General features: G+C 57.3%; 28 protein-coding genes, 1 tRNA gene and 1 pseudogene. 21 read left to right on the top strand and 9 right to left on the bottom strand.

Translation table 11 applies throughout. The features are described from left to right. Positions 1-115 precede the first annotated feature (115 nt). Positions 116-820 carry a nucleotide exchange factor GrpE gene (locus tag ACNSN7_RS14800; RefSeq protein WP_418283072.1) on the top strand — a complete coding sequence of 235 codons (705 nt, stop codon included), beginning with the start codon at positions 116-118 and terminating at the stop codon, positions 818-820. 66 nt (positions 821-886) lie between these two features. Here ACNSN7_RS14800 and surE read toward each other — a convergent pair whose 3' ends face one another. Then, the gene (gene surE / locus ACNSN7_RS14795; protein WP_418283071.1) at positions 887-1,681 is read right to left on the bottom strand and encodes a 5'/3'-nucleotidase SurE; all 795 of its coding nucleotides are present in this window, start codon (positions 1,679-1,681) and stop codon (positions 887-889) included. A gap of 121 nt (positions 1,682-1,802) precedes the next feature. Between surE and ACNSN7_RS14790 the strand changes: the two genes are divergently transcribed. From ACNSN7_RS14790 to ACNSN7_RS14780, 3 genes are all read left to right on the top strand, one after another. Beyond that, positions 1,803-2,135, top strand: a complete 333-nt coding sequence (locus tag ACNSN7_RS14790) for a DUF5798 family protein (RefSeq protein ID WP_418283070.1) — start codon at positions 1,803-1,805, stop codon at positions 2,133-2,135. 153 nt (positions 2,136-2,288) lie between these two features. Continuing rightward, positions 2,289-2,663, top strand: a complete 375-nt coding sequence (locus ACNSN7_RS14785; RefSeq protein WP_418283069.1) for a helix-turn-helix domain-containing protein — start codon at positions 2,289-2,291, stop codon at positions 2,661-2,663. An 86-nt stretch (positions 2,664-2,749) separates the two neighbouring features. Next, entirely contained in the window at positions 2,750-3,730 is a 981-nt protein-coding gene (locus ACNSN7_RS14780; RefSeq protein WP_418283068.1) for a PLP-dependent cysteine synthase family protein, read from the top strand. Positions 3,731-3,740: 10 nt separating this feature from the next. Here the strand turns inward: ACNSN7_RS14780 and ACNSN7_RS14775 are convergent, their stop codons facing one another. Beyond that, on the bottom strand, positions 3,741-4,163 hold the full coding sequence (locus ACNSN7_RS14775; protein ID WP_418283067.1) for a CoA-binding protein: 423 nt from the start codon (positions 4,161-4,163) through the stop codon (positions 3,741-3,743). 95 nt (positions 4,164-4,258) lie between these two features. After that, positions 4,259-4,867, bottom strand: a complete 609-nt coding sequence (locus ACNSN7_RS14770; RefSeq protein ID WP_418283066.1) for an RAD55 family ATPase — start codon at positions 4,865-4,867, stop codon at positions 4,259-4,261. 272 nt (positions 4,868-5,139) lie between these two features. Between ACNSN7_RS14770 and ACNSN7_RS14765 the strand changes: the two genes are divergently transcribed. From ACNSN7_RS14765 to ACNSN7_RS14755, 3 genes are all read left to right on the top strand, one after another. Continuing rightward, positions 5,140-5,214: transfer RNA gene (locus ACNSN7_RS14765), tRNA-Arg, on the top strand. 738 nt (positions 5,215-5,952) lie between these two features. Next, complete coding sequence (locus ACNSN7_RS14760; protein ID WP_418283065.1) at positions 5,953-6,765, top strand: alpha/beta fold hydrolase; 813 nt, start codon at positions 5,953-5,955, stop codon at positions 6,763-6,765. 72 nt (positions 6,766-6,837) lie between these two features. Next, positions 6,838-7,221: a hypothetical protein gene (locus ACNSN7_RS14755; RefSeq protein ID WP_418283064.1), complete on the top strand. Its 384-nt coding sequence runs from the start codon at positions 6,838-6,840 to the stop codon at positions 7,219-7,221. A 53-nt stretch (positions 7,222-7,274) separates the two neighbouring features. Here the strand turns inward: ACNSN7_RS14755 and ACNSN7_RS14750 are convergent, their stop codons facing one another. Continuing rightward, the gene (locus ACNSN7_RS14750; protein WP_418283063.1) at positions 7,275-8,135 is read right to left on the bottom strand and encodes a CPBP family intramembrane glutamic endopeptidase; all 861 of its coding nucleotides are present in this window, start codon (positions 8,133-8,135) and stop codon (positions 7,275-7,277) included. A 214-nt stretch (positions 8,136-8,349) separates the two neighbouring features. Here ACNSN7_RS14750 and ACNSN7_RS14745 point away from each other — a divergent pair, with 214 nt between their 5' ends. The 11 genes from ACNSN7_RS14745 to ACNSN7_RS14695 all read left to right on the top strand — a co-directional run bounded on the left by ACNSN7_RS14745 (position 8,350) and on the right by ACNSN7_RS14695 (position 19,265). After that, the gene (locus tag ACNSN7_RS14745; protein WP_418283062.1) at positions 8,350-8,706 is read left to right on the top strand and encodes a hypothetical protein; all 357 of its coding nucleotides are present in this window, start codon (positions 8,350-8,352) and stop codon (positions 8,704-8,706) included. Positions 8,707-9,581: 875 nt separating this feature from the next. After that, the gene (locus tag ACNSN7_RS14740; RefSeq protein WP_418283061.1) at positions 9,582-10,289 is read left to right on the top strand and encodes a YqjF family protein; all 708 of its coding nucleotides are present in this window, start codon (positions 9,582-9,584) and stop codon (positions 10,287-10,289) included. 68 nt (positions 10,290-10,357) lie between these two features. Continuing rightward, positions 10,358-10,708 carry a hypothetical protein gene (locus tag ACNSN7_RS14735; protein WP_418283060.1) on the top strand — a complete coding sequence of 117 codons (351 nt, stop codon included), beginning with the start codon at positions 10,358-10,360 and terminating at the stop codon, positions 10,706-10,708. A gap of 89 nt (positions 10,709-10,797) precedes the next feature. Continuing rightward, entirely contained in the window at positions 10,798-12,075 is a 1,278-nt protein-coding gene (locus ACNSN7_RS14730) for an MFS transporter (RefSeq protein WP_418283059.1), read from the top strand. Further along, on the top strand, positions 12,072-12,935 hold the full coding sequence (locus ACNSN7_RS14725; protein ID WP_418283058.1) for a polymer-forming cytoskeletal protein: 864 nt from the start codon (positions 12,072-12,074) through the stop codon (positions 12,933-12,935). Before ACNSN7_RS14730 ends, ACNSN7_RS14725 begins: the two co-directional genes overlap by 4 nt. Positions 12,936-13,152: 217 nt before the next feature. Beyond that, positions 13,153-13,965, top strand: a complete 813-nt coding sequence (locus ACNSN7_RS14720; RefSeq protein ID WP_418283057.1) for a CPBP family intramembrane glutamic endopeptidase — start codon at positions 13,153-13,155, stop codon at positions 13,963-13,965. 82 nt (positions 13,966-14,047) lie between these two features. Further along, a complete protein-coding gene (locus ACNSN7_RS14715; protein ID WP_418283092.1) occupies positions 14,048-14,941 on the top strand; it encodes a hypothetical protein in 894 nt (297 codons plus the stop codon). Positions 14,942-15,422: 481 nt separating this feature from the next. Further along, the gene (locus ACNSN7_RS14710; RefSeq protein ID WP_418283056.1) at positions 15,423-16,298 is read left to right on the top strand and encodes a CPBP family intramembrane glutamic endopeptidase; all 876 of its coding nucleotides are present in this window, start codon (positions 15,423-15,425) and stop codon (positions 16,296-16,298) included. 79 nt (positions 16,299-16,377) lie between these two features. Further along, entirely contained in the window at positions 16,378-17,277 is a 900-nt protein-coding gene (locus ACNSN7_RS14705) for a DUF7351 domain-containing protein (protein ID WP_418283055.1), read from the top strand. Between the two features lie 198 nt (positions 17,278-17,475). Further along, entirely contained in the window at positions 17,476-18,396 is a 921-nt protein-coding gene (locus ACNSN7_RS14700; protein WP_418283054.1) for an ABC transporter ATP-binding protein, read from the top strand. Then, the gene (locus ACNSN7_RS14695) at positions 18,393-19,265 is read left to right on the top strand and encodes an ABC transporter permease subunit (RefSeq protein WP_418283053.1); all 873 of its coding nucleotides are present in this window, start codon (positions 18,393-18,395) and stop codon (positions 19,263-19,265) included. The genes ACNSN7_RS14700 and ACNSN7_RS14695 overlap by 4 nt, the downstream gene beginning before the upstream one ends. 233 nt (positions 19,266-19,498) lie before the next feature. Here the strand turns inward: ACNSN7_RS14695 and ACNSN7_RS14690 are convergent, their stop codons facing one another. Continuing rightward, a complete protein-coding gene (locus tag ACNSN7_RS14690; RefSeq protein WP_418283052.1) occupies positions 19,499-19,786 on the bottom strand; it encodes a hypothetical protein in 288 nt (95 codons plus the stop codon). Between the two features lie 18 nt (positions 19,787-19,804). Further along, complete coding sequence (locus ACNSN7_RS14685) at positions 19,805-20,092, bottom strand: hypothetical protein (protein WP_418283051.1); 288 nt, start codon at positions 20,090-20,092, stop codon at positions 19,805-19,807. 179 nt (positions 20,093-20,271) lie between these two features. Between ACNSN7_RS14685 and ACNSN7_RS14680 the strand changes: the two genes are divergently transcribed. After that, entirely contained in the window at positions 20,272-20,964 is a 693-nt protein-coding gene (locus ACNSN7_RS14680) for a LiaF transmembrane domain-containing protein (RefSeq protein ID WP_418283050.1), read from the top strand. Positions 20,965-21,002: 38 nt separating this feature from the next. Here ACNSN7_RS14680 and ACNSN7_RS14675 read toward each other — a convergent pair whose 3' ends face one another. Both ACNSN7_RS14675 and ACNSN7_RS14670 read right to left on the bottom strand, forming a co-directional pair. Then, positions 21,003-22,814, bottom strand: coding sequence for an outer membrane protein assembly factor BamB family protein (locus tag ACNSN7_RS14675; RefSeq protein ID WP_418283049.1), 1,812 nt, complete (start codon positions 22,812-22,814; stop codon positions 21,003-21,005). 43 nt (positions 22,815-22,857) lie between these two features. Then, positions 22,858-23,154 (bottom strand): annotated as a pseudogene (locus ACNSN7_RS14670) (DUF5518 domain-containing protein); the annotation flags it as partial. A gap of 298 nt (positions 23,155-23,452) precedes the next feature. Between ACNSN7_RS14670 and ACNSN7_RS14665 the strand changes: the two are divergent. Beyond that, positions 23,453-23,716 (top strand): hypothetical protein, encoded by a 264-nt coding sequence (locus ACNSN7_RS14665; protein WP_418283048.1) that lies wholly within the window; start codon positions 23,453-23,455, stop codon positions 23,714-23,716. 214 nt (positions 23,717-23,930) lie between these two features. After that, positions 23,931-24,293, top strand: a complete 363-nt coding sequence (locus tag ACNSN7_RS14660; RefSeq protein ID WP_418283047.1) for a hypothetical protein — start codon at positions 23,931-23,933, stop codon at positions 24,291-24,293. A gap of 143 nt (positions 24,294-24,436) precedes the next feature. Here ACNSN7_RS14660 and ACNSN7_RS14655 read toward each other — a convergent pair. Then, the coding region (locus ACNSN7_RS14655; RefSeq protein ID WP_418283046.1) for a PIN domain-containing protein at positions 24,437-24,782 on the bottom strand (346 nt) is incomplete at its 5' end.

The following is a 24,782-nucleotide window of genomic DNA, read 5'->3' as shown; positions in this document are numbered from 1 at the left end:
ACGCCCGGATACGGGATCCCCGTTTATATACTCCCGAGAGTCGCGTCGCCGACGCGGGGCGTCGACACGAGCGCGTTCTGCAACGCTTATGCACGCCGACCGACTTCGATCCCGTATGAGCGAGGACGAAGCCGTCGAGATCGATCCCACGACGGACGACGATGGTACGGACGCCCCCGCTGACGGAACCGCTGGCGACGATTCGGAGCCCGCCCGCAACGACGCGGACGGCCCGGACGTCGACGCTGATACCGCGGACGCCGACCCGGAGACGACGGGCACCGACGCCGAGAGCCTCGACGGGCTGGCGGCGCGAGTCGCCGAACACGACGATGCGCTCGCCGCCGACGTCGCCGCGGAGATTGCGGGGCTCGAGGCGGATCTCGCGGCCCGCGAGGAGGAGGTCGACGAGCTCACGAGCAAGCTCGCTCGCGTTCGGGCGGACTTCAGCAACTACAAGGAGCGTGCGAAGCGCAAGCAGGCCGAGATCCGCGAGCGCGCCTCCGAGTCGCTCGTCGAGCGGATCGTCCCGGTCCGAAACGACCTCCTGCGAGCGCTCGATCAGGAGGACGGCAGCGACATCCGCCCCGGAGTGAGATCGACCGTCGAGAAGTTCGACGAGGTGCTCGCCGACGAGGGCGTCGACCCGATCGATCCCGACCCCGGCGAGTCGGTCGACCCCGCCCGCCATCAGGTGATGCTCCGCGTCGACAGCGATCAGCCCGAGGGCACCGTTCACGAGGTGTACGAGCCCGGCTACGAGATGGGCGACCGCGTCATCACCGAGGCGCAGGTCACGGTCAGTCGGAGCGAGGAGTAGCGCTCGGGCGGAGACGCGCGGTCGATCAGGTCGCTTCTCGGACGAGTGGATCGAGCGGGCCGGTTCTCAGACCGGGTTTTCGGTCCCGTACACGTCTACCAGCCCACCGAGCGCCGCGTCGGACGCCACGGAGTGTGGGGCCGTCAGGGCGGACACCGAGACCTCGCCGTCGACGACGGCTCGTCGGTCGGTTCCGACCGGGTCGGGCACGTCCTCCGGGGTCATCCGGTCCCAGATCGGGTCGTGGAACACGACTTCACCGTCGCCGTTCCGTTCGGCACCCATTCCGTACCACGTCGACGGACGGGTCGCTCGCATCGACGCCTGCTCGCCGTCGGCCGGCGGAGCGTTGACGTTGAGGTACTCGGCCCGGTCGAACACGCCGGCGTCGATCCCGTGATCGACGAGGAAACGGGTCGCGCTCGTGGCGTGATCGAACCGGCCGGGGTCGAGTTCGCGTGCCCACCAGTCGTCACCGCCCGGCACGTACAGCGACGTCGCGATCGCGGGGACGTCGAAGAACGTGGCCTCGACGGCGGCGGAGACGGTACCCGACCGACCGAGGACGTACTCTCCGAGGTTCGCCCCCTTGTTGCAGCCGGCGACGACCGCGTCGGCGTCGGGGACAAGGGTTCCGAGACCCGCGATGACGCAGTCGACGGGCGTTCCCTCCACGGCGTAGCCGAGTTCGTGTTCTGCGACGTCGACCTCGTGTGAGAGCGCGCGGCCGATCGAGGAACGGTCCGCCGTCGGGGCGACGACCGTGACCTCGTACTCGTCGGAGAGGGCCTCGTACATCGCTCGGAGCCCGACGGCGTCGACGCCGTCGTCGTTCGTCAACAGGATCCGGTCGACGTTCATACCCGCCACTCGACCGGTCGAGTGAAAAGGCCACCGCCGTGCTCGTCGATCACGCGGATGACGCTGCAAACGGAGGCGTCGAACGGAAAGGCACACGTAGTCGGGGCGGAAACGGGAACCCATGGGATTCGGAGACACGGCGAAACGTATCCAGACGCTCGCGGACAAGGCCGAACAGACGTATCAGAAGCTCAACGAGCTCCGCGACGAGGTCGAGACGACCCAGACGACCGTAAAGGACACCTCCGAACGCGTCCAGGCGCTCGAAAACGAGATGGCCGAACAGCGCGCGGTGCTCGACGCCGTCGCCCGCGAGGTCGGCGTCGATCTCGACGCAGTAAGCACGGAAGCACACATCACTGAGGCCGAATCGTCCGACGACGATGCTGCAGCTGACGAAGACGACGAGACGGTCGTCGACGGCGACGACTCCGAACCGGACGAATCGGCCTGACGGGACAACTCCTCGGGATCACGTCGACAACTCCTCGGGATCACGTCGGATCGGCACGCGGAGCAAGCGAAGTCGAGACGGACACGCGATCGAACAGCGTCGAAGCCGGACGACGTCGCCATGTTTTAGGGGTCCCATCGCGGTTGACTGGATATGGCGTCCGATCCCCGTCGCGACGAGGACCTCGATCCGGAGACGGTTTTCGGCGCGCTCGACGACTCGGCGTGCCGGGAGATCGTTCGGGTGCTCGACGAGCCGATGACCGCGAAAGAGGTGTCCGACCGGGCCGATATGGCGCTTTCCACGGCGTACAAGAAGCTCGACCGGCTCGAATCGGCCGCGATGCTCGAAGAGCGGACGGAAGTCGACCTCGACGGCCACCACCGCTCGCAGTACGTCATCGCGTTCGACGGCGTGGACGTCGATCTCGACGAGGAACGCCGATTCGTCGTTGACGTCGAGCCGACGGTTATCCAGCCCGACGACCGACTCGCCGAGATGTGGTCGCAGGTCCGGAAGGAAACGTAGCTTCCCCCGCCCCCCTCACCGCTTCGTCCACGCCGGTGGTCACAGCGATGGAAACACACAAACCCTGACGAGACGATCGCTCGGGTATGACGACCCATCGGGAGCCCCTCCAGTCGGTGCTTGGGACGATCGGGGAGACGCCGCTCGTCCGAGTCCACGACTCGCCGGACGCGGTGCCGGTGTACGCGAAACTGGAGTCGTTCAATCCCGGCGCGAGCATCAAGGACCGCATCGGGAAGCACATGCTCGAACGGATGCTCGAACGGGGCGACGTGTCTCCCGGGGGGACGGTGATCGAGCCGACCGCGGGGAACACGGGGATCGGGATCGCAGTCGCGGCCGGCCAGCTCGATCTGGAGGCGGTTTTCGTCGTTCCCGAGCGCTTCTCGGTGGAGAAACAGCAGCTCATGCGCGCACTCGGTGCGGAGGTGATCAACACGCCGACCGAGGACGGGATGGGCTACGCCATCGACCGCGCCCACGAGCTCGCCGACGAACTCGACAACGCCGCGGTCCCCCAACAGTTCTCGAACCACCTCAACGCCGAGGCCCACTACGAGACGACCGCTCCCGAGGTCGACGATGCGCTCGACGGCGCGGTCGGTGCCCTCGTCGCCGGCTGCGGCACCGGCGGCACGCTGATGGGGATGTCGGAGTACTTCCGCGAACGCGAGCCCGGCACCCACGTCGTCGCCGTCGAGCCGGCGGGCTCAGCGTACCGCGAGTTCCTCGGTGAGGAGGTCACCCACGAGGAGTACAAGACGGAGGGGATCGGCACCCACGACATCGAGACGAACGAACTGTTCGACCCCGACCTCGTCGACGACATCCGCTCGATCCCCGACCGTGCCGTTCACGAGGAGATGGCCCGCCTCGCCGACGAGGAGGGACACCTCGTCGCCTCCTCGTCGGCCGCGAACAGTATCGCCGCGAAGGCGGTCGCACGAGCGATCGACGACGGGACGATCGACGCGCCGTACGACGCCGTCGTCACCGTCTTCCCGGATTCCTCCGAACGATATCTCTCGAAGGGCGTGTATCGTCCGTTCGAGGAGTGGGAGGGGTAGTCCCGAACGCTCAGTCGCGTAGGCGTCGGTGCTCGACCTTGAGACACCGGTCCTGTACCACGGCTATCCCTGCCGCCTCCGTCTCTGCGGCCGCGTCGTCGTCGCGGATCCCCAACTGGAGCCACAGCGTTCCGGCGTCGCCGCGGTCAGCGTGTCGATTTCGGACCGCGGACGCGATCTCCGAGACCTCCTCGCTCGGACGGAACACGTCGACGAGGTCGACCTCGTCCGGAACGTCCGCGAGCGCGTCGTACGCCGGCTCCCCGAGCACCTCGTCCGCGAACGGGTTCACGGGGATCACGCGGTATCCCTGTCGCTGGAGGTACGCCGGCACGTCGTGTGCGGCCTTTCCGGGGGTCGTCGAACAGCCGATCACCGCGATCGTGTCGACGGACAGTAACTCGCGGAGCCGATCGTCGTCGGTAACGGGCATGCTCGTACTACGAGCGACGACGACGTTAATACTGCGGCGGGTTCCGAAACGAGCTCACGGAGCGTGCGACCCACCGAACGGGTGGCTCAACCAACTCATTGGGCGAGCCGGACGTCGGGCTCACCGTCCTCCGAGAGCGTAACGATCCCGTCGAACAGCTGTTTGAGCGTGTTCATCGTCTGGTCGTCGTGAGCCGTCGAATCGATACAGAACAGTCCGAGTCCACCCACGCTTTGGACTCGTCCGGTGAACACGTGGAGAAACCTGAACACCGTCTGGAGATCCGAGTACATCAATAGCGTCGACAGCGAGTGCACCATGATCCGGTTGCGCTCGATGTCGCGGTCGCGGTAGAACGCTTGGAGGAACTCCGAGAGCTTGATCCCGATCCCGGTCATGTCGACGGGCGAGGACGCGTACTTGACCCGGTCGTCGTCGCGAACGTCCCCGACGCCCTGTTGGCGGGTCACGCAATCGACCACCGCGACGGGTCTGCCATCGTACGGCGTCCGCTTCGCGTAGTCTTTCAGGATGCGATCCGCGCCGTCCTTCGTGGTGACGGCGATCGCACCGTCGCCGGCGTCGGTTCCCGCCGCCAGTAGGTCCAGCGCGAGTTTCCGTTTCCCGGTCAGTGGTGGCCCCGCGAGAAGCAGGTTCGTCCCCGGTTCGACCTCGGCATCGAGGTGCGGGGCGAGGTCATACATATGTGTGCCTCATCGGGGAGACGTCCGCATGCGAGCACTCGTTCGACGGGGGTACCGTCAGACCGGGAGACATCGACTGTGGAATACGTATCCGCTCCGGATAATATTCTTTTTGATCAACGTTCCATGATACGACGAGCGTTGCCGATCCGTGTCAGTCAACGTCGATCGGCCGAGATCATCCCGCCGTCGACGCCCGCTGAATCGAGGAGTCGGGACCCACCGATCCGGATCGCGGGACTTAAACGGGCGAACGGAATACTGGCGGGTACGGGCGCTTAGCTCAGTCTGGATAGAGTGCTTGGCTTCGGACCAAGCTGTCGCGGGTTCAAATCCTGCAGCGCCCATAGCTTTGAAGCAACATAATCGCCCAACAGCGCGGCGATTAGTGGTCGAACGAGCATGATTTTGCTTTCGTTCGATGGCCGATGAGACGAGTGGTTCTCACGGGGATTCACGTACATCCAAACTGGTAGCAACAGAGAAAATCAATCGCCGATTGAGTGGGTCTTGGTCAGGCGACGCCACTCGAACGGCTATCGTTCCAGTATTCACCGGTCGATCGACAACTCACACTGGATGTAATATATCCACCCGATTGTTAGGAGTGCGATGAACACGAGGAACAAGTCCCAAGTCCACCTAGCGCCGACCGCAATTCCAGATTTCCTCTTTTGAACCCGCAAGACTTCCGGGGTGAAATCAGAGACGTGAACTGCCAGGCTGCGTCTCCAAAATCCAGCTCCTCAGGTGTCAGTACTATCATCCTGTTCCGTTTTGTGACTTGTGCTCAGCCACACACCCAGCGCAACTGCGCCACCAGTTAAGCCGCCGATGGTCACCGCGTCGATCCCATCTCGTTCGTCATCGAGCACGATCACTGTCGCTGTAGCGACGACGAATGCGATAAATCCACTCACGAGCGCTCTCGCTCCACGGTCCATACGTTATTACTACCCAAGTGATGTATTTATTGATCAGTGTCGGTTCGTCTCGATGCTATCCGACTCCAAAATCCTCGCAAAGTCGAGAGAAGCTGATCTTGGAGGAAGTGATTAATGGATGTGGTATACGATAGATTCAGTATGGTAGAACCGGGAACGCGTATCGCTGACCACCCAACAGTCCGCTTCGGAGAGGGCAACCACCCGCTCGTCATCGTTCCCGGACTGAGCGATGCGCTCCAGGGTGACGAAACGCCACGATTCGTGCAATTGCTATTGGAACGGTACTACATGCGAGCGCTTGCAGACGACTTCGACGTCTACATCGTCAGTCGGCCACGAGAACTTGCCGACGGCGTAACGACGCGGGAGCTCGCAGCCGGCTATGCGTCGGTACTTTCCGAGATCGGTCCTGCAGACGTCCTCGGCATGTCGATGGGTGGCCTGATCGCGCAATACCTCGCCATCGACCACCCGGAGAACGTACAGAATCTGGTTATCGCACTCGCAGGACCGCACCTAAGCGCCTCGGGACGGGAGGCCGTTACGGAATGGCGTGACGCCGCGCGCGATGGCCGCTGGGGCGAGGTTCATCTCAGCACTGTGGACGCGACGTACTCCTCGGCGGGAAAGCGTGCCGCCTACGGTGTACTACTCAAACTACCAGGGGTCATCAAGGAACCACCGTATCCTGACGACTTCATCAACTCCGCACAAGCCTGCCTCGACCACGATTCCGGTGATGAACTAGCCGATATCGATTCACAAACCCTGACTTTGGGCGGGGAACAGGACGTACTCTTCGATGCTTCAGATCTCCGATGGATGGCAGAGACGATCCCGAACGCCGAAACACACATCCTCAAAGACACCGGACACGGTGCATTCGAAGAACAGAGACGGGCGTTCAGCGGCGCGATCACTTCGTTCCTCTTGGCTTCTGATAGTGAGTGAGTCGTGCTGCTCTCTGATTCCCGACTGTGAAGGCTATTCACCTTTATCGGATCAGCCACCGTACTCGATCCCATGTTTCGGAAAATCCTGTTCACGATCGGTCTCGTTGAAGCGCTTGCGCCCGAGCGATTCGTCGAAACCGTCGAAGGAATCGCCCTTGAGAACCCTGACGAGTGTGAGTTAAAGTCATGGGTCGTTCCCGTTGCACGTGCTGAAGGACTTTTCTTCCTCGGACTTGCATGGCGAGGAGGTTCCTCGTATTCCGTATTGAAAAAACTACTCGGAGGAATCGGTCTGTTGGCAGTACTGTATCCCCGACTCTTCGTTGACTCGGCAGCCAAGATGGCCTATACCGATGCCGAGCGATGTACGTGGAAAGCGTGGTGTTATCCGCTAACTCGTTTCGTCGGAGTCCTCTATGTAGCCATCGCCCTCAACGAACGGAGAAAACGCTGATCTTCGAGCCCCAGTATTGCTGCGATATTCAACCATTGGAATTCGGGATCGCTTCACTCTCGCTGAGAGAGTCCAGTAACAGGTTGTGGGCGTGTGTTCTTTCTGCGCAGGTGTCGTGGCCCCCATATCAGTAGTACGACTCCTGCAGCGATAATGAACAACATAGCCTGAATCAGTCGTGTCTCGGGTGCTGGTCCGAAGACCTGTCCCACAAAGTTCTGCATGAAGTGAAACATGATCGCGGCGAGAACACTTCGCCCAGCGTTGTTGTGAATCCAGGTATACAGGACGGACGTAACGACAATACCAGTCACAAACAGGAAGAGATCCGGCGTGCCGCCGACAGCAGCGTAGTACCCCGCCATCACGAATAGCGGTGCATGCCACGTCAACCACGCGATCCCGACCAACAGGCTCGCAGTCAGCGCACTCCAGCGGAGCTGGAGCCGATCGAGGAGGAATCCGCGCCAGCCAATCTCCTCCGGCACTGGCCCGAGTATCAGGATGAATCCGGCTGTGACGAAAAGCGCCGTCGGACTTGCGAATACTACCCTCGCTTCACTGAAATCGAGAGCCTGGGCAGTCAGCTCCAGCTGACCCGCCACCAACGCTGCCAGTGCCGTAACTGCGGGAAAGAACCCGAACACGACGAGCCACCAGCGGATCGGAACGAGCCGTGGATCGAATATCCGTTGCCTCAGATCCCGGAGTTCACGTCGGCCACCGACGATGCCGCTCATAATCGACCCACCGAGCATGGGCCCGATTCCTCCAAGAACCAAGAAGACGACTCCTGGAGTAGCGAAGGGGTCCCACCCCGCCACGACGATAACGCTCCAGAACACCCACGTCCAGCCGTGTGAAAAAAGGAAGAATCCCCAGAGATCGGGGTACCGCGACGAAGAGATGCCCATACTACTAACTAACCCTCTTACAGCAATACGTCACGGATGTCATTCAGCACTTGTTCGATCAGACCCACGATATAAATCCACGAACTACCGTACGCTACTTTACGCTTTCCGGTGTACCCACTAGAAAATGAGCCCGATCACTTCGATTATCACGATGGATACCCAATCGATTCGAGCCTCCGTTTTCGTCTACCCGCTTGGACTGTGGATAGTAATGGCCGTCGTTGCGATCGTCAACGGGATATTCAGGGAAACGACGCTCATCCCACGAGTCGGTGACTACACCGGACACGTCATCAGTACGGTCCTTCTGATCGCTGCAATTCTCGTGTTGTCGTATCTCTACTTCACGCGATCGGCTATCGACTATACGCGAGCAGAACTGCTTATTGTCGGGGTAATCTGGGTTGTACTAACCGTTGGCTTCGAATTTTTCGTTGGATATTTCGAAGGAATCCCAGTAAGCGAAACCCTCGCGCAGTATGATGTCTTGGCGGGACAAGTGTGGATATTCGTGCCGATGGCGTTACTCGTCGCACCACTCCTCTTTGGCTCATATCTCACTAACTGATGTCAAAGAGGGGTACATCACTCCGATCAACGAATTGTAGTCTGACCCCCCACATTTGGATGAATATTGCCTTATAAATCAGCTGTACTGCACGGTAGTTACGTTCCCCTACGATATCCGACTGTCGTCTTCACTCCTTTCCGAACGGGAATCCTCGTGGACCGAATCGTCTTCTCGGTGTGCGTGTTCTGTATCCTCCTGAATCTCCCGTTCTCGCACCTCGTACGGAAGCAGTAAAAGCTGGGTGAGGATCCAGTACCAAAAGCAGTGCTGATACCGTAGTCCAGGCAATACTCAGTTCGGCTATATAGAGACCGTCCAGTACGGAGGGAATCGAACCGACATTGTGAAAGATCCCAACGGGAATGACAAACACGACAATGAAAGCCACCCAGTTCGATACCTGAGACCATCTAAGTACGAAGGAGTCCCAGGAACCGGACTATGGTGAATTCTCGAAAGAATGGAGAACTCTGTTGACGGAATGGGTTATGACGATCACTCAAGCTGCGAGACCGATCATGGTCGCCGAAATCGTGACGAGCAGCCGCCAGAAGTCGGGATCGATCACGTAGTATTCCTCTTGATATATCTGACATACCACTGTGCGGTGAAATAGACGAGTGGAGGCAGAGTAGTGAAATGTAGTATTCAACCTCTTTCTACTACGTAATCGGCGGTCGTATGACCGCTGTGGTCCAATCACTCGCACGAGATCTCTGGATCTACAAAGAACCGATTTGATTTTTCGACTTCGAGATCGGGCGGATCATGACCATCGTCCGTCTTTCGGACGGCGGGCTCTTTATCCAATCGTCCGAAACGCGAATGTGGGCGCTACGATATTGTATGAGGCGGTTCAACGACTGCATAGAATGGTCGTTTCGCTCTACATGGAGTGGCGTCACGTGCTCTTCGCAAACTGGCCGGTCGATCCGGATTTCATCGAGCCACACCTCCCAGAACAACTGGCTCTCGATACCTACGACGGACAAGCATGGCTGTCGGTTGTCCCGTTTACGAACATCGACGTCCGACCGCGAGTCCTCCCTACTGGAACGGGATTTCCGCTGCCTGAACTGAACCTCCGAACGTACGTCACGCAGGGCGGAACCCCGGGTGTGTACTTCTTCAGCCTCGATGCCGATGGGATCGTGGCCGTCATCGGTGCTCGACTCTTCCACCACCTTCCGTACTACTACGCGAGTATCGATCTGTCCGTAGATCGAGATCAGGTTCGATTCACGAGTCGTCGCCGACATCCTGGCGCAAGGCCGGTGCTCTTCGAAGCAACGTACGGCGCGAGTGGCGTGCGAGAGAACGCAGCCCCTGGCACCCTCGCTCACTTCCTCACGGAACGATACCGCTATTACACGGAAGCGCCGGACGGATCGATCCGCTACGCCAACGTCCAGCACGACCCGTGGCCGTTGTACGACGCTGTCGTCGATATCGAGAAGAACACACTATTCGCTGCGAACGGATTTTCGACTCCTGATACCGAGCCGGTACATCTCTACAGCCCTGTCGTCGAGACAATCGCCTCCAAGAGCAGACGGGTACCAACGACCAGTTCCCCTTGAAGGTATTCACCGAAGAGTGTTTCTGCTGTAATACTTAACTGAGCACGCCCATTATTAGAACGTATTTCATGTTGCCAATACACCCGAAAAGCGAGGAATCAGAAACGCCGGCGATAACAACCAATAAAATCAATCCCGAACACGATCTCGTGCAGTTGCTCACAAAAGAAGCGGTGAAAGCCGAATTGGAATCATCGTTACGCGACCCAATTCTCGAAGCCGTCAAAGAACAGACCAGCGAATCCATCGAAGCGGCCAGCGAAGACGACACAGCAGAGGCTAGCAGTGGAAACGACGTGCCGCAAGCGAAGCAGAAAAGCCGCCTCAGTAAAGTGATTCAAGGAGGGACCGTTTTCATCGTGATGTTCGTTGTCCTGTACGTGACGCTTCGGCGATTGACTGCCGACGAAGCGGAATAATGAACCGAGAGATCACCGAGGTAGATCCTGTAAAGAACTGTGGCAGGTGCGAAGTTGGGAAGAGATAGTTGGCGGGATTTTATAGGTGAATGAAACTCTTCGAATTCGTTCGTGAACGCCAGTGGATCCCGATCACTGGCTATCTCATCTACATAGCCGCGCTCACTGCGGGGTACTACTACAATCTCACCTTCGTTCAGCTTGGATTGACCGATCTCGGGATACGGGGGATCGGAATGCCACCTGAAGACGTGTCGGTTGTGATGGCCGTGCTCGCGCTGCTAACGCTGATCGTCGCTGTCACGAGCGGCGTCTTGATGGATCGACGTGGGTGGAGTACCGATCTCTACGTCAAGTTCCGCCTGCTCTTTCTGATCATTCTCGTCCAACTCGTCCTCACGATAGCGGCTCCGTTCGTGAGTACGGTTGAGGCGTTCGTCGGGTGGGTCGTCGTCTGTTCGTTGACGCTTGGACTCGGTATTCCAGTGACGTTCAGCTTCATGCTCGATTTTATCCCCATCAGGGATCGAGGATACGTCGCCGCGATCGTAGCGGGTCTCTCGTTTTTCGTTGCAGCGCTGTATCCGATCGAGTGGCGGATCGACGAGTTCAGCCTCGTCATGAGCGCGATGATGGTACCGGCAGTCCTGATTCTCGGCGTACTTTCAGCCAGGCGGTTCACATTCGTGGACGCCCTCGCCGCCCAGCACGAACGAAGCACGTTCGGGACCGGACGGTTCTGCCGACCGACCCCTGTCCGGACACTGAGCGTCGCGTTCTGGGGACCGGTCGTCTTGATGTTCGGCGTCTTCTTCATCGATAGCCTGGGGTTCCTCCGAATTATCGAGGAGCCGCTCTACATCTACACATCCTGGCAATCTCCCGATATGGACGTCCGGTTGTTCATAGCCGTGTTACACGTTATCGGTGCGCTCGCCGCTGGCGTCCTATATACAAACTTCGATCGAAACTGGGTCTTCTTCTGGGTGTTCGGTCTGTTCGCGTTTACCCACCTGCTGTACGTCTTCGACATCCGGTTTGGGGTCGGTGACACGCCGGCGCTGATCTTACCGATGTTTTACGTGCTCGCGGTGAGTTTCTACACGACGCTCAACTTCGCGCTCTGGCCGGACCTCTCGACGTCGGAGACTATTGGAACACACACGGCGCTCGGTGTCGGAATCGCAGGGTGGCTGGCGACGTTCCTGAGTACCGCACTGGCGCTGTACTCTGAAGGGATCGGTCTTCCGCTTGGTACTCACCTGACGTACGTCAACGCACTCTCGCTACTGTTCATCGTTGCGTTGCCCGTACTGCTATACGTCCATCAAATGTTCCTGTTAGCACGAGGAGGTGCGTCTACATGAACCTGGAACTCATTCCGCTTTTGATCGTCGTACTGCTCATGATCTCAGCAGGCGGGGTGGAGGTCGAAACCGCCGAACTCGTCATCGAGGGCGACCACGAGATCACTGAGCATCGCGGCGCGTTGATCGTCGGCGACGCGACAGTCACAGTCCCCGCTGATGAAACGATATCCGGTCCGGTCTACGTCATCGGTGGCGAGTTCCTGATCCAGGGGGCTGTCGAAGGCGACGTGACGCAGCTGTCAGGATCTCTCCTGATCGAAGATGGCGGAACGATCGAGAGCGAACTCCAGCATATCGGAGGGAGAGAAGAGTTTGCTGACGGTGCGGTCATCACAGAACGGTCCACCGTCGAATTCGCCCCTGCCGAACCCGACCCCATCGCCGCGTACACTCCTACCATTTTGACGACGATTGCACTGGCCATTGTGGGAGCGTGGCTCTCCCGAACCCGTCGAAGCCTCCTCGATACCGTCGGTTCAGCCGCACGGGATCACACGGTAATCAGTCTCACCGTTGGTGCGCTCCTTGCAGTCACGTTCTTGGCTGTTTTCGTGTTTATGGCGTTCACACTCGTTCTGCTTCCGGTGAGCATTCTCGGACTCCTAGTCGGAATGCTGACGATCGCCTATGGAGTCCTCGCACTGGGGTACCTCGTTGGCCAGCAGATGAAGACGCCACGCGTTGAATTAGCGACGGCATTCGGCGTCGTAGTTGTCGTGGCGCTCTTTCAGGTAATCGGCGTAATTCCGATCCTCGGCGACCTGATAGTGGCTGGTCTTCTCCTGACCGGACTGGGAGCGGTGGTCTTGACGTACTTCGGATTGCAAGAATTCGAGCCGGTTACGCTACCGGGGTAATGGGGCAAGTCAGCTGAGCTCTAACTCACTAGATCGGCCTCGATCAGCCTGATTAGCGGGAAGCATGCTGCTGCTCGTGTCCAAGAAGATTTTATTCAGGGATAATTCGAGGATATCCTGTTCCGCTCTGACTCATCTATGAATGGCTACTCTGTAAAATTCCCCCCATGCGAGATACGAGCGTTTATTTCTCATCCGGAAAACAGAGCCAATAAGAATGACTGACACTTCTGCGTGGAAATCCGCCGCCCGTGGAGCCGTTGCATTGTTCGGGCTGGGGATGATCGGTGTTCTCGCACTTGCTGTCTATTCCGTCCCGATGCTGCGGGAGATACCCGAACTGTCGGCGCTCTCGTATCCGACGCTGGTGTTGCTCGCGTCGGCGAATTCGATGATCCTGTTGGTGGTGGTCGTCCTGCTTGGTACGGTCACGGCCCCGCGTATCGACCTCAACTCTCACGTGTTTGCGTGGGCATCGGGCGGGACACCAAACTGGAGTGAGATCCGTGATTCATTTCCGCTCGCGGTAGTGCTTGGTTCGGGATTGTTCGTCGTCGTTGCTGTCATTGACGCCGCGTTCGCACAGTTCACGCAGTTTCCCGTCAACGAGCCTACAACAGATACAGATGCCCTGAGAGATCTCTTCGTGTCGGTTCCGATGCGACTGTTCTACGGCGGCATCACGGAGGAACTCCTTCTACGCTGGGGTTTCATGGCACCGCTCGCGTACGTCCTCTGGTGGGGGCGAAACAAGGTCGGTGATGCGACGGAGACGCCATCGGCGACGATCATGTGGGTCGCTATCGTGGTGAGCGCTGTCGCGTTCGGCGTCGGTCACCTACCCGCGCTTGCCTCGATGTTCGAGCTCACGACCCCGATAATCGTTCGTACCATCGCGCTGAACGCCCTCGTCGGAATCGCCCTCGGCTGGCTCTTTTGGCGACGGTCACTCGAAACCGCGATGATCGCACACGCCATGTTCCACGTCGCTCTCGTGGCCGTATCGAGCGTAATCATCGTCGTTGCTTAAGAGCCCCAACAACCATAATGCGAATCCGATTAGAAGGTGAATGTATCGTACGAAACATCAAGACACTTCGGAGAAAACGGGAATAAATCGACACGAGATACTCGACGTTGCGACGGTTTCGGCTAGTGCACTTTTCGCGCGAAACAATGGCTTCTTTTCGCGGTCTCTGGAGAGTTCCCCGATCGATGAAGCAGTTCGTAACACCGAATGTACTGTCGGTGATCTTCAGCCAGATACTGTCGAGGAGATAACTGCCACGGGTCCAGCTGGCGAGTTCCAGGCAGGGTATCTCGTTCACCACTGGGAAGGAAGCGATGTACCGACACTACTCTACCACCACGGGAGCGGTGAAAACCCGTTCAATTTCGGCCGAATCAGTTCGAATTCCTTTCGTCGGATTTTCTCGTCCAAGTCGGGCTTCGATGCTAATCTGATCGCGCTCCGGGCACCGTTTCACGATCGGTCGAACCGAGAATACATTCGGGCGATGGGTGAGCTGGAAAACTTCGTCGGGATGCTCGCTACTTCGACAGCACTCATCCAAGCACTCACCGAACGACTTCGTGATGAGGGCTGTCCGGTGATTCTGGCGTCTGGCATCAGCCACGGTGGTTGGGCCGTCAATTTGCACCGAGCGTACTATGGAGGTTTGAACCGATACGTCCCGATCTTTGCTGGTGCAAGACTCGATGACCTGTTCGTCTCTTCAATTTACCGAAAGCTCGCTTCCGATTCGGTGCAGAAAAACCAAGACAAAGTGGCTGCTACGCTCGATTTCGAATCGGACTTCACCGCCGTTGAAGGCGACGGCTGTGATCCGTTGCTCGCCCGATACGATCGGATCGTTGAATTCGAATCTCAGCGCCCATGTTACGCTGGCCTTGGTCTCGACGTCTTGGAGAAAGGCCACGTCACCGGATCGCTGGCGACAGATGCGCTTCGTAATCACGTCCAGCAGTCGCTTCTCGCTGTTTGAGGTTCGATGTCACCTTCACGCACAACACTGTATTCGTGGACGTGACGTGGCGGTTAGAGGGTCATTTCGCTTCACAGAACTTTCGATCGCAGAATCACGTTCTTGCGTGTCGTTCCCGTACTTTGCGTAGTCAGAAATCTGTGATTTCATTCGGAGCCGCAGTTCGTGGTCACGAGTCATCCAGTCGAGCCCGTGTACTCGACCCAGCCGTCAGCACCACGATCATACTCGTCAAGCCGACTTCCCACTTGGTCGGGGACACTGACTTACCCTGATATTCAGGAGTAGCAGTATTCAATCTACGGCCACGAAGGAGGGTAACGTTGTGTGAGGACGTAATGGACGCCACGGGATCAGTTGAAAACACTCACTAGCTCACCACTTCTGTCAGAAAATCTTCTCAAAAAGAATAACGTGTATTAGTTGACAAAATGTAAGCTAACCGATAGTTATATTCTGATGGGCCGGAATATACCCCCATATGTCAAATATCCGTCTCCCCTGGATCGACAATCATCCTGTTGCGGCCTTCTTTGTAGGCGCATACGCATTCACGTGGCTCGTCTCGGCCCCGGCTGCGTTCATGGAAGAGGGGTGGACTCCGTGGATCATCATCTATATCGGGAGTTTTGGACCACTAGTAAGCGCAGCGGCAGTCACGTGGTTGCGAGGCGATGACGTCAGGGTATGGGCACGCCAGATTCTCCGATGGCGGGTCGGCTGGCCCTGGTGGGTCGCCGCGTTCGGCGTCCCGATCGCTATCGTGGCGTTCACTACGGTTATTCTCCTGATTATCGGTGGCCCGGTCGATCTCAATCAACCGTTCCAGTCACCAGTTCTGATCGCTATCGTCTTTCTGTTCGGACTCACCGTTAGCGGCGGATTGAACGAAGAACCCGGATGGCGCGGATTCGCGCAACCCTACCTGAACGACCGATATGATGCACTCACGGCGAGTCTCATTATCGGCGTTGTCTGGGCTGTCTGGCACCTCCCGTACTTTCTCATATCTTTCGCCCCACATTCCGGATTTACCGTCGTCAACCAAGTCGGTTGGTTCCTTGGTATTGTCCTGTTGTCAGTCATCCTCGCGTGGGCTTACAACAGCACCGGAAGCGTGCTAATCGTGATGGTTCTCCACGCAATGGTGAATAGCGCCGATATCCTCATCCCGCTGGCTCCGGACCAGATCGTCGTCGATGATGTCATTGTTGAAACCGCCGTCGCAACGGTCACCGTCACACAGCTCGCGGTCACACTCTTCGTCGTCTTCGCTATCGTAGCGTACTTCGGCCGGGATTCACTCTCTCGCGGGGAGATACCGCGGGCAGCTTACATCAGAGGGGAAACCCAATGAGCGTGAACAATTTGTCATGGTCGAGAGAGGCAACTGTTCTTATCCAGTGGGCGTATAGATTGGAAGTAGGACTCTGGCTATGGAAGTAGATCAGGACGATAATATCGATCCGGAGGTGGTTGACGCTATCAGTTCGCTTGGAAATTCCCAGCGCCTACAAATTTTACTGGCGTTGGGTGAGGAGGAGCGAGAACATCACGAACGGCGGCATACAAAGACGTTTACAGAATTATATGATGCAGTTGATATCGAGAGTTCGTCGCAATTTTCGTATCACCTGAATCAACTCGTCGGACAGTTCGTCAGTGAAACACCCACCGGATACCGCCTGACGTATAGTGGGACCAAGATCGTTCGAGTTATCCGCTCTGGTGTGTACGAGACTACGTCATCATTTGAGGACCGAGAGGTTTCTGGAGCCTGCTTGTTTTGTGATGGGACGACACTTCTAGCAACGCTCGACATTGATCAGTTCCGTATTCGATGCACATCATGTGACGCGATTCTTATTACTGATTTCTGTCCACAGAGTCAAACGCGTGATCGCACCACCTCAGAGATTATTGAAAGTTATTGCTACCGTATCTGGAGTATATACATTCAGCTCCGAGGTGGTATCTGCCCTGAGTGTTTCGGCCCTGTCGATACAGTTGTCAGCCAGTACGAACACGGTGGAAACGTACACCACATTCACAATAGCTCGTGTCGTGAGTGCCAATTCTTGGTCAGCATGCCAGTCGAAGTCCCGGTTGCATTTCACCCGGCCGTCCTCTCCCTGTTTTGGAACCACGGTATTTCGATACTCGATGTTCCTCTCTGGGTATTTTATGAGTATATTACATCTGAAGTGATTGAAATGGAGATCGTCTCTGACGAGCCGTTTGAAGCACATTCCACTGTTACAATGGACGACGAGTCGCTATCTCTCAGGATGGACGATTCCGTCACTGTCACACTCGAACCGTGTGACCGCGACTGATTCCATCCTCTCAAGTGCTACCTCCTTCATCCGGCTGATCGATGAGAACTCGCAGAAACTAACAGACTATCTCAAATATGTTTGAGTTGAAAAGTTGTCAAAATGTCGGTTAGACAACAATACTTATGCCAAAGCGATGATTGAGAGCATCTATGAGCGATAAAAGCCCGACAACAAACGTCTATTTAAGGTGTCACGATGGCCGCAATTGAGATCGACGGTCTAACCAAACGGTTCAACGATATCGTTGCCGTCGATAATCTTACACTTCAAATTGAAGAAGGAGAGATTTTCGGCTTTCTCGGTCCGAACGGCGCGGGGAAATCAACGACAATCGACATCTTGCTCGATTTTATCCGACCAACCGATGGGACCGTGACGGTACTTGGCCACAATGCCCAGACGGAGGGAGAGGCGGTCCGGCGACGAACAGGCGTTCTTCCTGACGCATACCACGTTTACGATCGGCTCACTGGTCTCCAGCATCTCCAGTTCGTCCTAGAAATGAAAGGAGTGGACGAAAATCCGATGGCACTCCTCGAACGGGTACGAATCGCCGATGCTGCGGATCGAAAAGCAGGCGGGTACTCGAAAGGGATGCGTCAACGACTCGTCCTTGCGATGGCGCTCGTCGGTGATCCCGATCTACTCGTTCTCGATGAGCCATCGACAGGATTAGATCCGAATGGTGCCCGCGAGATGCGCGAAATAATTCGAGAGGAGAACAACCGAGGAACGACCGTGTTCTTTTCCAGTCACGTCATGGAGCAGGTCGAAGCAGTTTGTGATCGCGTGGCGATCATCAATAGAGGACAGCTCGTCGCCGTTGACACGATCGATGGACTCCGCGATGCGACTGAAACAGGAGAAACCCTGTACATCTACGTATCTGAGATCGAGAATGGGATTGTAGAGCAAGTGTCCGAACTTGACGGAGTTGGAAGTGCCACAATAGACGATGGTCGGCTTCGCGTCACCGTCGATGGTGTCTCGAAGTTCGCCGTGTTACATGCAATAGACGCCAATGTAGTCCCTATCCAAGATTTCTCGGTTGCCAAATCCTCACTCGAAGATTTGTTCGTTCGATATACCAATGACGAACAGGGGGTAACGATATGACGTGGATGGTCGTAGCGAAGAAAGATTTCCGAGATGCTGTCCAGTCTAGGGCATTATGGGCACTCGTTACGGTATTTGTATTACTCTCGGTGATCTCCGCTTACGCGTACATAGAAGTGCCAGAGCTGTTCGGTGAGCCAGCGGGAGCAACGTTCGGTGGACTGATTTTTTTCATTGTCGGCCTCACTGGGCTATTCGTTCCCCTTGCAGCCATCGTCGTGTGTTACAAATCGCTTGCTGGGGAGCGCGAGTTGGGAAGCATCAAACTGCTGCTATCACTACCGACTACTCGGTTGAACGTCTATGCAGGGAAAGTCGTTGGGCGAGCAGCGGTACTTGCATTTGGATTGGGTGTTGGACTCATAATTGGACTTGGATTCGGCTCCTTGCTACTTGGCGAGGTCCATGCGTTGTCGGTACTGGTATTCGTTCTCGTCACGTTAGCATTTGCAGCGATCTACGCTGGGATTATGGTTGGGCTTTCAGCCATGACGGGATCCACATCACGAGCCACAACATATGCACTCGGCTTCTTTGTCGTGTTCGAACTGTTCTGGGACGTCGTCCCGATGGGGATTCTATATATCACACAGGGCTTTTCGCTACCGACCGAAATCCCTGACTGGGTCTTTCTTATCACTCAGGTCTCACCGTCATCTGCCTATTTCACGTCGATCGTCGCGTTGTTACCCGATCTTGCAGACGTAGCTGATGCTGATCCGGCACAGGCTGGTGGAGGCGTCGGAGTAACGCCTGCCGAAGCCGACCCCTTCTACGTAACTCCTGAGGTCGGCATTATCGCCCTCGTCCTCTGGCTCACCGTCCCGTTCGCCGTTGGATACTACCGGTTCAACTCTGCAGATTTGTAACAACAGTATCGTTGGCCGTCCATAAGATATTGTAGCCGCTGTCGAAGTTTTTAACGGACCAACTGATGATCGTACTCCCACCCTCTCCTGTCGCCATTCAATCGCTCTCTACGGTTTCAAGACCGAGCTCTGTCTTCGCCTCGTCGTTGTTATCATAAACTTCGACCGTGGAGACAATCTGGGAAACACATCATCGCGCTCTCAAACCGATCGTGTTGTCTCGGCCTCATCGTCTACAGCAACGTTATGTCTCTTAGCGAGCAGTCCTGTCCCGACGGCTCCGACAACGACGAACGCGAATGCCCAGGTGAGTGCCGCGTTGAGACGTTGATCGTCACGAGTGCGCTCCAGTCCACGACGGAGTCAACGACGACGAGATCTACATCTAGGGGAACGAGTGCCCCCGGGAGCGCGTTGATGCTCCCGTGCATGACCATCGCCAGCAGGATGCTGCCTCCCGTGCCGTTGTAGACCCAGGACAGCAGGATCGAAAACCCGAGGAGCCCGACGAACCAGGCCACTTGCGTGACGAGCGGCCACTACGCGTGGGGTGCGAACGGATCGAAAAACCGAACGACAGGTCCCGATCGACTGGCTCCGTATCCGATTCGGAGTGCGATCAGACTCCCTGCTGCCTTTCCCGTTGCCGCGATCACGATGACGAGCGGGAACGAGACATACCATGGATACGCGAGCACGAGCGGCACGACCAGCACCGTTTCGGTGGGGAACGGCAGAAACGCCGCAACGACAACAGCGTACAGAAACACGACCCCAAGGAGGAACAGAGGTGACGTGATTACGGAGCCGAATATCGCAGAGAGCACGAACAGAGGAAACGGCGGTAAGGACATTAATCCTATTGCCGTTAAGGAGTTCATCTGCTGAGACACTGATACAGATCGTGCTGAGGTGTCCAGTCTACAACATCAAGTGATTCGAGACACAGTGAAGTCAAGTACGGTCACGGGAACGTTTAAAACACGTCTCCGAGAAATGAGAGGTTATGACACGAAATCTCTCGGGACGGCTCACGACCGGGACGGTAATCGTCCTCATCGGTATCATCCTCTTGCTTTCGACGACCGGCTTCGTTGAGATGTGGTCGGTCTGGGGGTGGATCGCCGCGCTATTCGTCCTCGTGGGCGTGTGGGCGCTGATCCGCAGCGAGTTCCGCAACCTCGTCGGCCCGATCATGATCATTGCGATCGCGGGGGCATTCTTCCTCCGGAACGTAGGGCTTCTCCCCGATGGCGTGATCGGTACCTGGTGGCCGCTGTTCGTCGTCCTCTTCGGTCTCCTGATCATGATCAATCGCTCGCGGCGTCGGCAGCGAATCAGACTCGAAGGACACGGAGCAGGCGAGGTGACGTCTGTCGCGGTCTTCGGTAGCGACGAACGTCGGCCCGTCACTGAACGATTCACTGGAGGTGAACTCGTCGCCGTCTTCGGAGACGCACGGCTCGATCTAAGTGACGCCGGCGTCAAGGGAGGCCCGGCGATCGTCGAGACAATCGCGGTGTTCGGAAGCGCCGAAATCCGGGTTCCAGAGGGGTGGGACGTGCGTCTGGAGACACTGAGCGTCTTCGGCGAGACGTCCGATCGGCGGCGAGGCGGAGACAAGCGGGATTCGACCGACGATCCCGAACTGATCGTGACTGGTATCGCGCTGTTCGGAGATATCGAGATCCGGGATTGATCACGGATTGTATAAAAGCGAGCCTCACGCGACTTCCGTCACGTGAAATAGATGCCCATCAGGATGACGAAGACCACGAGTGGGTACAGCAGGCCGACTATCAGTCCATAGATGGTCAATAGCACACCCCACTGTCGTCTGATACTACCGACATCGCGGTCGAGATCATCACCATTGGCCGGAAGCCACCGATACGCGAGGAGTGCCCACGCGCCGCCGAACACGACGAGCGCTGTGAGTATCCCGTTGACCGGGAACAGTCCGAACGTGAGCGCTGAGACGAGGCCGACAGCAAGCGTCCCGAGCACACTCGCCAACAGGAAGCCACCGAACTCCGTTCGTCGAGTCACTTCAGGGGCAGGTATGCGGAAGATGCGAGCAGCAAGCAATTGCAGTGGCGTCCGTGAGAGACGGAGCCCGGCGATGAGTCCGAACATCGCAATCGCTGTGACGATACCGAACAGCGTTCCGACCCCGAGATAGACGAGTGCGACGGTGGCGAAGAAGCCAACGAGATCACCCAGAATGGGAAGGAATCGACTGATGAAGCCGATGACGGCTGGATCCCGTGCATCACCGCCTTCGACAAGCGCGTACACGCGATTATCGACCGGCCCGACGTAGAGCGTCTCGCCGACGACGGCTGGCTCGTTGTTGATGTCGTAGTTGCGATTCACCTGGTAACTCCAGCGTTCCTCGCCGTCCTCGCGGTCAAGGGCGTACATCACGCCGTCGTTGCCGCCAGCGAAGACCATTTCCTCGGAGACGACGGGGCGTGTGGAGAACTCCCCAGGACCGTCAACGGACCATTCAACCTCACCGGTCGGCCGATCGACGGCGTACAGTTGTGTGGGTCTCCACTCACGTGTCGGTCCACCGAGGACGAACAGTTGTTCATCGGTAACCGCAATCGGTTCTGCCGACCGTCCAACGGCATCGTACTCTGTGGACACTTCACCGGTTTCGACGTCGAGTTCTAGCGGCGTTCTGGCGTTGACGTACACCGATCCGTCGGCGATCACAGGTGGGGCGAAATCGTGATCCTCGGGATGTGTCGTTCGCCACTGTTCGCTCCCGTCGGCGACGTTCAACGCGAGGACTTCATGTTCACTGCCGAATCGGTTCACCGCGGTTACGAGGGTTCCATTCTCGACTGCGGGTCGTGAGATTTCGTGAGGTTCGAGATCGGTTCGCCAGCGCTCCTCTCCGTCCTCGTCGATCGACAGCATGAATCCCGCTTCGTCGTAGACCCACTGGTCCTCGTAGTTCTCGCCGGCGATGTAAAGCGCCCCGTCCGAGACGGTGAGCGTCTTCCATCTGAAGATCGTGAACTCATAGCGGTCGTCGTCGGCCTCGAACCGCCACTCGACATCACCGGTTCCGGCGTCCAGTGCGACCACCTCGTGGTGGTCCTCCATAATGTCCCGTCCCCGCTGTTCGTAGACGTGCACGTAGACCGTGTCACCGTCCACGATCGGTTTCGAGGAGATGGCATCGCCGAGCTCGGTTCGCCACGCACGCGTCCCGTCGTCAGGATCGTAGGCGGTGACTGCTCCGCGACGTTCGCCACCGGCGACGAATACCTGGTCATTAGCGACAGTCATACCAGGCCCGTAGCCAGTCACAGAGATCCAGCCAGGACCGACGTCACCGTCCGGCCCGACGGCATCTGGGTTGAATGCGGTCTGGCCGGGATCGTGGCCCTCCATCGGCCACGAATCCCCACCGTCAACCGACTGTATCGCAGTCCCACCGACTGACGAGAATGCGATCCCACCAAGGGCTACAATAGCGACGAGTACAACCACGAGCGGCACAATTCGACGGAAATTCCCCGTGGTTCTCTGCATTAGCATCAAATAACGGCCTATTGGTAAAAAGTGCGTTTGAGTATCACATCTCTCGGTGGATGTAGGCACCGAGGTAACCTCCAGCAGCACTCAAGCCGACGAACCAGAGTAACATCATCGGCAGCATGAAAAATAGTATGATCATCAGTTCTATCCCTCCAGGCATTCCGGGTCCCCCGGCAGGGACCGTCGCAAATAGGCCAAAGCCAACGGCCACGATAAAGAGAAGTGGAACGGTTGCGATCGCTCCGGAAATCGCACCTACGTTGGCCCCCCGTGTTGGAGATTCCGCTTGCAGATAGCCTGCCACGCCACCTCCAAGTAGCGGTGAAAATCCAGTGAACGAGAGTCCGAGCTCATCGGAACCGTATACCTGGAACTTTCGACGCCGTTACCTGAACGGAGTGAGATGAACGGACACATTATCGTGGACGGTCCCCACACACGTCCTCAGCTACGCGAACACGTGGTACGTCTGGATCGCCCTGTTCCTGTTTTTCGGTATCGTGGAATTTGGTATCAGACGCGGCTACAATATCGGTACCCACCGGCTTCGACACTTACCCGACCTTCCGCTGTCACGGTATACAATCATCTGGATCGTCGCTGGCTTCGCCGGACTTGTCGGCGTGGCAACAATGGTGCTCGTCATCCGGTCCGGCATACGTCCACCATCTGCCGCCCTCGTTGTTTTCGTTATTGCGGCGGCGGTCGCCGCAGTACCGCTAGCCGCGTTGCTCATGCATGGCATCGTGCTCCCGACCCTGCTGTTTGCTTTCTTCGTCCCATATATGCTGAGTGTTGAGGTATTCACGGCGACGGACAGCTCGATACATACCTTCCTATTTGGTCCGTACGCATTCATACTCGCTATCGTTTGGGGGCGTCGAGAATATGGGTAGAACAAAGGTCACGGGATGGGATGGCGAGCGATTCACCGCGTCCGATTCTTAACTGCCAGGGATTAACTAATGGGGCGGTATAGACTGCTGGCGCGCATCTCTAACAAGGGCGTGCTCGAAACACGCCATGGCGCTTGGGAGACAGGTCAGTCGCGTTGGTTTCGACCGAACCGTTCGTGCATAGGTTTTTATTTCGATCCGTTCTCGTTCGTTCATGGTAATTTTTGAGGAAGTAGATCCGAAACAGCGGATTGGGGCCGGTCTCCTCTTTTTGATTATTGCGTTGGGTATACTCGTCGTTCAGCCCGCTGAACCGACAGTAACTGCAATTCTCGCTGGCGTCAATCTTCTATTGAGTGCCCTCTTTCTCGTGACTGTCGGGCGGGATACGACGACGGAACCGGCCTACGACATCGGGTTCTGGCTGTTGGCAATGGTCGTCGCACTGGCGATGTATCTCGGGACTTCGCTGTTGTTCACGGGAGACGTGGATACCTTCCAGTTGCTCGTGTTCATTATCGGATTCGGCCTTGGGCTCGGATTTCTCGCGGAACTTCGGGAAAAATTCATACGATGAGGCAGTTCAGTCATCCGATCCGTATCGTTCTCGCGGTTCTGTATGCAGTCGGTGCACTGATCCATCTGTAGAAGCGAGTGGTGTTCACGGGCATTCGCGTACAGTCAACTGGTCGCCATCAAGAAAATCAATCACACATTGTGTTAGCGCGTTTCGAACGAGTTGATGACATCACTCGTTGAGTACACCTCAACTAACTCCTGTTCGTCGAAGTCGGAATCGTCACTCCAGATGGCTGCATCGCAGGCTATCGCACACGCCAAATAAAGTACATCGTCGGGGTCGGTATCACCGATTGCTTCGTCCGCGCTCTCGATAGCCGGATAGAATTCGCTGGCAGGGACAACGTCAATGTAGCGGAACAAAAGATCGTTGACATCCTCCCCGCCCTGAAGGGCGAGGATTCCCGAGCGTTGGGATATTACGGTTCGCAACCCACCTGTTCCCTCGGATGGAACGACCCAGAGGTTTGGTTGAACAGGTAGGCTA

It is taken from the genome of Halorubrum rarum (assembly GCF_048380895.1).
In the GTDB taxonomy this organism is placed as follows: Archaea; Halobacteriota; Halobacteria; order Halobacteriales; family Haloferacaceae; genus Halorubrum.
Note: the sequence above shows the minus strand (reverse complement) of the source record. Positions and strands in the feature narration are given on the sequence as shown.

Coding starts and splice junctions, on each gene's coding strand:
- ACNSN7_RS14760 (WP_418283065.1), top strand. CDS start 5,953: ATGGTAGAACCGGGAACGCGTATCGCTGACCACCCAACAGTCCGCTTC.
- ACNSN7_RS14750 (WP_418283063.1), bottom strand. CDS start 8,135: ATGGGCATCTCTTCGTCGCGGTACCCCGATCTCTGGGGATTCTTCCTT.
- ACNSN7_RS14735 (WP_418283060.1), top strand. CDS start 10,358: ATGTTGCCAATACACCCGAAAAGCGAGGAATCAGAAACGCCGGCGATA.
- ACNSN7_RS14700 (WP_418283054.1), top strand. CDS start 17,476: ATGGCCGCAATTGAGATCGACGGTCTAACCAAACGGTTCAACGATATC.
- ACNSN7_RS14800 (WP_418283072.1), top strand. CDS start 116: ATGAGCGAGGACGAAGCCGTCGAGATCGATCCCACGACGGACGACGAT.
- ACNSN7_RS14780 (WP_418283068.1), top strand. CDS start 2,750: ATGACGACCCATCGGGAGCCCCTCCAGTCGGTGCTTGGGACGATCGGG.
- ACNSN7_RS14740 (WP_418283061.1), top strand. CDS start 9,582: ATGGTCGTTTCGCTCTACATGGAGTGGCGTCACGTGCTCTTCGCAAAC.
- ACNSN7_RS14710 (WP_418283056.1), top strand. CDS start 15,423: ATGTCAAATATCCGTCTCCCCTGGATCGACAATCATCCTGTTGCGGCC.
- ACNSN7_RS14680 (WP_418283050.1), top strand. CDS start 20,272: ATGACACGAAATCTCTCGGGACGGCTCACGACCGGGACGGTAATCGTC.
- surE (WP_418283071.1), bottom strand. CDS start 1,681: ATGAACGTCGACCGGATCCTGTTGACGAACGACGACGGCGTCGACGCC.
- ACNSN7_RS14665 (WP_418283048.1), top strand. CDS start 23,453: ATGGTGCTCGTCATCCGGTCCGGCATACGTCCACCATCTGCCGCCCTC.
- ACNSN7_RS14725 (WP_418283058.1), top strand. CDS start 12,072: ATGAACCTGGAACTCATTCCGCTTTTGATCGTCGTACTGCTCATGATC.
- ACNSN7_RS14790 (WP_418283070.1), top strand. CDS start 1,803: ATGGGATTCGGAGACACGGCGAAACGTATCCAGACGCTCGCGGACAAG.
- ACNSN7_RS14785 (WP_418283069.1), top strand. CDS start 2,289: ATGGCGTCCGATCCCCGTCGCGACGAGGACCTCGATCCGGAGACGGTT.
- ACNSN7_RS14745 (WP_418283062.1), top strand. CDS start 8,350: ATGGCCGTCGTTGCGATCGTCAACGGGATATTCAGGGAAACGACGCTC.
- ACNSN7_RS14730 (WP_418283059.1), top strand. CDS start 10,798: ATGAAACTCTTCGAATTCGTTCGTGAACGCCAGTGGATCCCGATCACT.
- ACNSN7_RS14770 (WP_418283066.1), bottom strand. CDS start 4,867: ATGTATGACCTCGCCCCGCACCTCGATGCCGAGGTCGAACCGGGGACG.
- ACNSN7_RS14720 (WP_418283057.1), top strand. CDS start 13,153: ATGACTGACACTTCTGCGTGGAAATCCGCCGCCCGTGGAGCCGTTGCA.
- ACNSN7_RS14675 (WP_418283049.1), bottom strand. CDS start 22,814: ATGCAGAGAACCACGGGGAATTTCCGTCGAATTGTGCCGCTCGTGGTT.
- ACNSN7_RS14660 (WP_418283047.1), top strand. CDS start 23,931: ATGGTAATTTTTGAGGAAGTAGATCCGAAACAGCGGATTGGGGCCGGT.
- ACNSN7_RS14775 (WP_418283067.1), bottom strand. CDS start 4,163: ATGCCCGTTACCGACGACGATCGGCTCCGCGAGTTACTGTCCGTCGAC.
- ACNSN7_RS14755 (WP_418283064.1), top strand. CDS start 6,838: ATGTTTCGGAAAATCCTGTTCACGATCGGTCTCGTTGAAGCGCTTGCG.
- ACNSN7_RS14705 (WP_418283055.1), top strand. CDS start 16,378: ATGGAAGTAGATCAGGACGATAATATCGATCCGGAGGTGGTTGACGCT.
- ACNSN7_RS14695 (WP_418283053.1), top strand. CDS start 18,393: ATGACGTGGATGGTCGTAGCGAAGAAAGATTTCCGAGATGCTGTCCAG.